Genomic DNA, 7,717 nt, shown 5'->3' on the forward strand with positions numbered 1-7,717 from the left:
GGGAGCGGCTTTAGCCGCGAAAGATGTTCAGTTTTCGAAGGTTTTCGCGGATAAATCCGCACTCACAAAAGCGCGACTTCTCCTGCAACAGGTAATTGGGACATAGCCATTAAAAACCTTCGCTCGCTTAGAGCGCGAACAGGTTCTGAGAGGCGACTGTTCTATGCTGCCAGCAGCCGCCGTGCTGCTGACAGCCGCAGGCCCGAGTAGCCCGGCGTAGTTCTTGCTTCATGTTGCTCTTTGCCGCACCGCTGTCAGGTGCGCGCGGGACTCGTTGAGGTGTCGCTATGACTGGAGTACTCAAGCCGGGTGTACGCGTATTGGAGCGTTTCAGCTTCGCGCGTAAATTTCAGCTGTTGTTCGTCTTATTCATCCTGCCGTTGGGCTACGCGCTGTGGGTGATCAGCAGTGATCATCAGGCCCGGTTGAGCCTGATCGACCGTGAGCTAGAGGGCATGCAGGGGGTTCAGGGGTTGGGCGCGGTGCAGCACGCCCTGCTCGAACAACGTACCTTGCTGGCGCGTTGGAAAGGCACCGAGACGCAGGCCGAGGCGCTGCTGCAAGGGCGTGAAGGCGCCCTTGATGAAGCGTTGCAGGCGGCCGCTGCACTGTTGCAGAGCGCGCCTTCCAGCCCGCAGGCGCGCGAGCAACTGAGCGCGCTGCAAGGCTTACGGGGGGCGCTGAGTGTGGCTGAGTTGCGCAAATTGCCGCTACCCGATGCCCTCGAACGTTACCAAAAGACCCTGTTGCAACTGATGGCCTTGCGTGAGCAGGTGGCCACCGACAGCGGCCTGATCCTCGATCCGTATCTCGACACCTACCTGATGATGGAGCAGCTGACCTTCACCCTGCCGCGCTTGCTGGAGAGCCTCGGCAGCTTCGCCAGCCAAGGTTACGGCGCGGTGGTGTCGCAGCATTTCACCTTGCAAAGCCGCGTGCTGATTCGTGACCTGCGCCGCGCGCTGGACGAGTCGCGCGGGCAGTTGAGCAAGGCCCGCTCGACCCTGGGCCTGGAAGCCCCCAAGGCGATGAAGAACCTGCAAGCACCCTTCGCCGCGGCCGAACAGGGCCTGGAGCAGTTTCTCGCCGAGATCGACCATGACATGTTCGAGGCCAGCCCGATGGCCCTGACGCCCGCGCAATTTATCCAGCGCGTCGATGCCTTGCATGCACAGCTGAGCGGCCTGCAACAGGCGCTGTACCAGCAGTTCGCCCTGAGCCTCGGCGATTACCGCCAGCAGGCGCGGCTCGAAATGCTTGAGGTGATCGCCGTGTTCGGCGTCCTCACCCTGCTGGCGTTATACATACTGCTGTGCCTCAACGCCTCGATCAGCCGCAGCACCGCCGGGATCATCCTGGCCGCCGAAGGGCTGCGCGATGGCGATCTGCGGGTGCGCATGCAGGTGCATGGCGAGGATGATCTGGCGAGCATTGCCACGGCGCTGAATGCCGCCGTCGCGCAGTTGCGCGGTTCCATGCAGGGCGTCGATCAGGAGAGCCAGAACCTCGGCGGCACCGTGCAGTTGCTCAGCACCCAGGCGCAGAACGCTCTGGTCGCGGTCGAACAACAACAGGGGCAGATGAGCCAGATCGCCACCGCCGCCACGCAAATGGCCGCCACTGCGCAAAGCGTCGCACAGAGCTGCGAACAGGCCGCCGTGGAGGCTGGGCAGACCCGTGAAATCGCCAACCAGAGCAATCAGCGCAGCGTGCGCACCAGTGCCAGCATGCGCCAACTCAGCAGCCGCCTGGGCGACAGCGCGGCGACCCTACAGCAGCTGCGCCAGCAGACCGAGCAGATCACCCGCGTGGTCGATGTGATCAAAGGCATCGCCGAACAGACCAACCTGCTGGCGCTCAACGCCGCCATCGAAGCGGCGCGCGCCGGCGAGCAGGGGCGCGGCTTTGCCGTGGTGGCCGATGAGGTGCGCTCGTTGTCGCAGCGCACGCAGAACTCCACCGCGGAAATCGCCCAGACCGTCGCCGACCTGCACAAGGTGGTCGGCCAGTCGGTCAGCCAGATGGAAGATGCGGTGCGCCAGGCCGAAGGCGATGTCGGCAGCGTGCTGGCCATGGGCGAGGACCTCGACGGCATCGTCGAGTCGGTGCAGCGGGTCAGCGACCGCCTGGCACAGATCGCCACCGCCGCCGAGCAGCAGGCGGCCACCGCCGATGAGGTCAGCGGCAATATCCAGCAGGTCGACCAGGCGGCCAGTGCCTTGCTCGATGGCGCCCAGGCGGTGAGCAGCGCCGCCGAGCAGCTGCGCCGTGGCAGTCAGGGCTTGGCGCAGAACACCGGGCGTTTCCAACTGGGCTGAAACCTAACAAAAGGCTTCGTAGGGTGGGTTAGGCGCCTGTGCGGATGTCGCAAGGCGCTGCGGATATGGGGGCGGCGTAACCCGCCAGCGGCGGGCGACAGGGCTATCGGCGGGTGGGTGACGCGGCACTCTTGCATGTGCGGTGCTGACAGGCCCCAGGTCCTGTGCCGCTAACCCACCCGCCGTCTGCCGCTTGCTGCGCGTTGCCCTTGACGCTGCGTTCGCCCTGTCGCAGGCTCCGCGGCAACCCGTTCAGGCGCAGGACGCTCATGCCGCATATTCTGATCGTCGAAGATGAAGCCGCCATCGCCGACACCCTGATCTTCGCCCTGCAGAGCGAAGGCTTCACCACCACCTGGTTGAGCCTGGCCGAGCAGGCCCTGGCCGAACAGCAGCGCAGCCCGGCCGATTTGCTGATTCTCGACGTCGGCCTGCCGGACATCAGCGGCTTCGAAGCCTGCAAACGCCTGCGGCGGTTTTCCGAGGTGCCGGTGATCTTCCTCACTGCGCGTAGCGAGGAAATCGACCGCGTGGTGGGCCTGGAAATCGGCGCCGACGATTACGTGGTCAAGCCCTTCAGCCCGCGCGAGGTCGCGGCGCGGGTCAAGGCCATCCTCAAACGCGTGCTGCCGCGCGAGCCGCTCGCGGCAACCGCCGCGGGGCCTTTTCAGCTGGACCGCGAACGGGTGCAAATCCATTACCACGGCCAGTTGCTCAATCTGACACGCCACGAATTTCGCCTGCTGCAAACCTTGCTCGCTCAGCCGCAGCGGGTGTTCAGCCGCGAGCAATTGCTCGACGGCCTGGGCGTGGCCTTGGAGGCCGGTTACGAGCGCAACATCGACAGCCATATCAAAAGCCTGCGTGCCAAGTTGCGCCTGGTCGCGGCGGCTGCCGAACCGATCCAGACCCATCGTGGCTTGGGTTACAGCTACTCGCCGAGCCACAGCTGATGCCGTTGGGCGTACGCATCTTCCTGGTGTATTTCCTCTTCGTCGGTCTGGCCGGCTGGTTTGTGCTGAGCACGGTGATGGACGAAATCCGCCCCGGCGTGCGCCAGTCCACCGAGGAAACCCTGGTCGATACCGCCAACCTGCTGGCGGAGATCCTGCGTGACGAGGTCAAGGCCGGCAGCCTGCAACAAAGCCGCCTGCCACAGGTGCTGCAAGCCTACGGCCAGCGCCAGCCGCAGGCGCAGATCTGGGGCGTGGAGAAAACCCAGGTCAACCACCGCATCTATGTCACCGACGCCCAGGGCATCGTCCTGCTCGATTCCAGTGGCGCGGCGGTGGGCCAGGACTATTCGCGCTGGAACGATGTGTTGCGCACCCTGCGCGGCGAGTACGGCGCGCGCTCAAGCCGGGAAGACCCCAACGACCCCGATTCCTCGGTGATGTACGTGGCCGCGCCGATCATCGATGGCGCGCAGATTATCGGCGTGGTTTCGGTGGCCAAACCCAATCGCACCTTGCAACCCTACATCGAGCGTTCGCAGACCCGCCTGGCCTGGCTCGGCGGCGGCCTGATCGTGCTCGGCCTGTTGATCGGTGCGCTGCTGTCCTGGTGGCTCAGCGCCGCGTTGCGCAAGCTCACCCGCTACGCCCAGGCGGTCAGCGAAGGCCGGCGCGCCGAGCTGCCGGCCCTGCGCGGCGGCGAGCTGGGGCAACTGGCCGAGGCGGTCGAGCGCATGCGCACCGAGCTGGAAGGCAAGGCCTATGTCGAACGCTATGTGCACACCCTGACCCATGAATTGAAAAGCCCGCTGGCGGCGATTCGCGGCGCCGCCGAGTTGCTCGATAGCGAGATGCCGCTGGCGCAGCGCCAGCGTTTCGTCGGCAATATCGCGCAGGAAAGCGCGCGTATGCAGCAATTGATTGAGCGCCTGCTGCACCTGGCCCAGGTCGAGCAACGCCAGGGCCTGGAAGAGCAGGTGGCGGTGCCGCTGCGCAGCGTGGTCGACACCTTATTGCAGGCGCAGATGGCGCGTATCGAAGCGGCGGGCTTGCGCATTGAAAACCTGATCGACGCCGAGCTGTGCGCCTTTGGCGAGGCCTTTCTACTGCGTCAGGCGGTGGCCAATCTGCTGGATAACGCCCTGGATTTCACACCGGACGGCGGGCTGCTCCGCTTCAGCGCCGAGGCCCATGCCGGCCAGGTCGAGCTGCGCCTGTTCAACCAGGGCGAAGCGATTCCCGACTATGCCCTGGCGCGCCTGAGCGAACGCTTCTACTCCCTGCCACGTCCTGGCAGCGGCCGCAAAAGCACCGGGCTGGGGCTGAATTTCGTCGAGGAAGTGGCGCAGTTGCATGGCGGGGTATTGCGTGTCGGCAATGTCGCAGGTGGTGTGGAAGTCGGGCTGACTTTGCCCAGCGTCTGAACATTCCCGTAGCTACCCTCTTGCCGTCTCCGCAGAAAATAAGGGGTGAACTTGTAGGAGCGAGCTTGCTCGCGAAGCGTTGCAGTTGCACCAAGCCAATTTGCCAGCAAGCTGGCTCCTACAAAAGCTCTGCCGGCACCCTTGGAAGGAACGGCACATTCGATGGGATGAATAATCCAGCCCCATGCCTGTCGCTCTGGCAAAATCGCCGCAGTATTTTCTCAAAGCAGTCTGCGCAAGGCTGCTGCATAGACAAGGTAAACCCGCATGACCAGCAACGAAGAGCAGCAATTTCTCAACGAGTTGGAGAAAAAGCTCTGGAACGCCGCCGACAGGCTGCGCTCCAGCCTGGACGCCGCGGTGTACAAGCACGCCGTGCTCGGCCTGATTTTTCTTAAGTACGTCAGCGACACCTTCGCCGAGCGCCGCACCGAACTGGCAGCGCAGTTCCGCGATCCCGCGCATGACTACTACCTGGGCGACGACGAAGCGCTGATTAAGGAAGAGCTGGAAGTCCGCGACTTCTATACCGAGAAAAACGTGTTCTGGGTGCCGGAAATCGCCCGCTGGGACACCCTGCAAAGCAACGCCAAACTGCCCATCGGCACCCACTTTATGCTCAAGAGCGGCAAAACCGAGCAAGCCGTGGAGATGCGCACCATCGGCTGGCTGATCGACACCGCCCTGGATCATGTGGAAAAGGAAAACCCCAAGCTCAAAGGCGTGCTCAACAAGACCTACACCCAGCTCAGCATCGAGGCAGACAAACTCACCGGCCTGATCGACCTGATCGGCAGCATCCCCTTCCAGCACGCCAGCCTGCATGCCAAGGACATTCTCGGCCACGTTTACGAATACTTCCTCGGCCAGTTCGCCCTGGCCGAAGGCAAGAAGGGCGGCCAGTACTACACGCCCAAGGCCATCGTCAGCCTGATGGTGGAAATGCTCCAGCCATTCAAGGGCCGCGTGTATGACCCGGCCATGGGCTCTGGCGGCTTCTTTGTGCAGAGCGAGCGCTTTATCGAGGAGCACCAGGGCACGCTGGGCAATATTTCCGTGTACGGCCAGGAGTCCAACCCCACCACCTGGCGCTTGGCAGCGATGAACATGGCCCTGCGCGGTATCGACTTCAACTTCGGTGGCCGCTGGGCCAGCACCTACAGCGAAGACCTGCACCCGGACCTGCGCGCCGACTTCGTCATGGCCAACCCACCGTTCAACATGAAGGAGTGGAAGAGCGGGGTGAAGGACGACGACCCGCGCTGGGCCTATGGCATCCCGCCGGATGGCAACGCCAACTTCGCCTGGCTGCAACATATGCTCTACCACCTGGCGCCCAACGGCAGCCTGGGCCTGTTGCTGGCCAACGGCTCCATGAGTTCCAACACCAATAACGAAGGCGAAATCCGCAAGCGCCTGCTGCTGGCCGACTGCGTGGAGTGCATGGTCGCCCTGCCAGGGCAGTTGTTTACCAACACCCAAATCCCCGCCTGCATCTGGTTCCTCAGCAAAAACAAACACCCCCGCGAAACCGCCTGCGGACGCAAGCTGCGCGAGCGCAGCGGCGAAGTGCTGTTTATCGACGCGCGCAACCTGGGCTTTATGAAGGACCGGGTGCTACGTGACTTTACCCGCGAGGATATCCAGAAGGTCGTCAGCACCTACCACGCCTGGCAATCCGGCGCAGGCTATGAAGATGTACTGGGCTTCTGCAAATCCGTCACCCTGGCGCAGATCGCCGAGCACGGCCATGTGCTAACGCCGGGCCGCTATGTCGGTGCCGAAGCGGTGGAGGAGGACGATGAAGCCTTTGCCGAGAAAATGCAGCGGCTGACCCAACAGCTTGGCGAGCAGATGGAAAAGGGCGTGGAACTTGATCAGTTGATCCAGCAGAAGCTGGGGGGGCTGGGGTATGAGTGTTGACTGGCCAGTCGTGCCGGTTGAGCAGGCTTGTGACTTGATTGTGGATTGCGTAAACAAGACGGCACCAGTTGTTCCTTATGCAACTCCTTATCGGATGATCCGAACTACGAATATCCGTGAAGGCCGTATCAGTCTTGAGAGCTGTCGTTTTGTAGACGAAGTAACTTACGAAAAGTGGACGCGGCGCGCTAAATTGGAATATGGCGACGTGTTACTCACGCGTGAAGCACCCATTGGTGAAGTTGGTTTTGTCGATTCGCCAGATGGGCTATTTCTCGGTCAGCGGGTCATGCAGTACCGCGCTAACGTGCAGGTACTACATCCGCGTTTTCTGCATTACGTATTTCAGTCACCTTCGCTTCAGCACCAGTTTGGCAGTCATGAGGGCTCCGGGTCGGTAGTTAGTCACATACGAGTCGGTGATTGTTCTAAGTTCAAAATCCCCTTGCCACCACTTGACGTTCAACAAGGAATTGCTGAATTACTAGGCGCGCTCGACGACCGCATCAGCCTGCTACGCGAAACCAACGCCACCCTGGAAGCCATCGCCCAGGCGCTGTTTAAATCCTGGTTCGTCGATTTCGACCCCGTGCGCGCTAAGGCCGAAGGCCGCCAGCCGCAAGGAATGGACGCCGCCACTGCTGCCCTGTTCCCCGATAGTTTTGAAGCGTCAGGGTTAGGCTCACTGCCTAAGGGCTGGGCATTTAAGCCAATTGGCGAGCTTGTGGAGGGGATTTACGACGGTCCTCACGCCACGCCGACAAAGTCCGCAGAGGGGCCTATTTTCCTTGGCATCAAGAATCTGACCGGCACCAGCCTTGATTTGTCTGATGTTCGCCATATCAGCGAGAGCGATTGGTCGCAGTGGACACGCCGTATTGAGCCGAGACACGGAGATATTGTGTTCAGCTACGAGGCAACTCTTGGGTTCTTTGCGGTGATTCCTCCAAGTATTCGTTGTTGCCTTGGTCGCAGGCTTGCGTTGGTGCGTCCGCATGAAGAAAACGGCGCAGGGTTGTTCTGGTTTCACCAGTTCGTCTCAGCACCATTCCAGCAGCTGCTGGTAAAACATACGATGCGGATTCCACGCCATTCGGAC

5 protein-coding genes are annotated in these 7,717 nt (G+C 62.1%); all 5 read left to right on the forward strand.

What is annotated here, in order from left to right; all coding sequences use genetic code 11:
• The first annotated feature begins 287 nt into the window (after positions 1 to 287).
• Entirely contained in the window at positions 288 to 2,318 is a 2,031-nt protein-coding gene (locus tag B3M58_RS20920; RefSeq protein WP_296222163.1) for a methyl-accepting chemotaxis protein, read from the forward strand.
• Positions 2,319 to 2,587: 269 nt separating this feature from the next.
• Complete coding sequence (gene creB, locus B3M58_RS20925; protein WP_296222164.1) at positions 2,588 to 3,271, forward strand: two-component system response regulator CreB; 684 nt, start codon at positions 2,588 to 2,590, stop codon at positions 3,269 to 3,271.
• Positions 3,271 to 4,695 (forward strand): two-component system sensor histidine kinase CreC, encoded by a 1,425-nt coding sequence (gene creC / locus B3M58_RS20930; RefSeq protein WP_296222165.1) that lies wholly within the window; start codon positions 3,271 to 3,273, stop codon positions 4,693 to 4,695. The genes creB and creC overlap by 1 nt, the downstream gene beginning before the upstream one ends.
• Before the next feature lie 267 nt (positions 4,696 to 4,962).
• Positions 4,963 to 6,618: a type I restriction-modification system subunit M gene (locus B3M58_RS20935; protein WP_296222166.1), complete on the forward strand. Its 1,656-nt coding sequence runs from the start codon at positions 4,963 to 4,965 to the stop codon at positions 6,616 to 6,618.
• Positions 6,608 to 7,717: restriction endonuclease subunit S (locus B3M58_RS20940; protein WP_296222167.1), on the forward strand; the 1,110-nt coding region annotated here is incomplete at its 3' end. The genes B3M58_RS20935 and B3M58_RS20940, both read left to right, overlap by 11 nt.

Origin of the sequence: Pseudomonas sp. UBA2684, from assembly GCA_002354655.1 — a bacterium.
Classification (GTDB): Bacteria; Pseudomonadota; Gammaproteobacteria; order Pseudomonadales; family Pseudomonadaceae; genus Aquipseudomonas.

Excerpts from the sequence above, each read along its gene's own strand:
- B3M58_RS20920 (WP_296222163.1), top strand. The coding sequence starts at position 288 with ATGACTGGAGTACTCAAGCCGGGTGTACGCGTATTGGAGCGTTTCAGC.
- creB (WP_296222164.1), top strand. The coding sequence starts at position 2,588 with ATGCCGCATATTCTGATCGTCGAAGATGAAGCCGCCATCGCCGACACC.
- creC (WP_296222165.1), top strand. The coding sequence starts at position 3,271 with ATGCCGTTGGGCGTACGCATCTTCCTGGTGTATTTCCTCTTCGTCGGT.
- B3M58_RS20935 (WP_296222166.1), top strand. The coding sequence starts at position 4,963 with ATGACCAGCAACGAAGAGCAGCAATTTCTCAACGAGTTGGAGAAAAAG.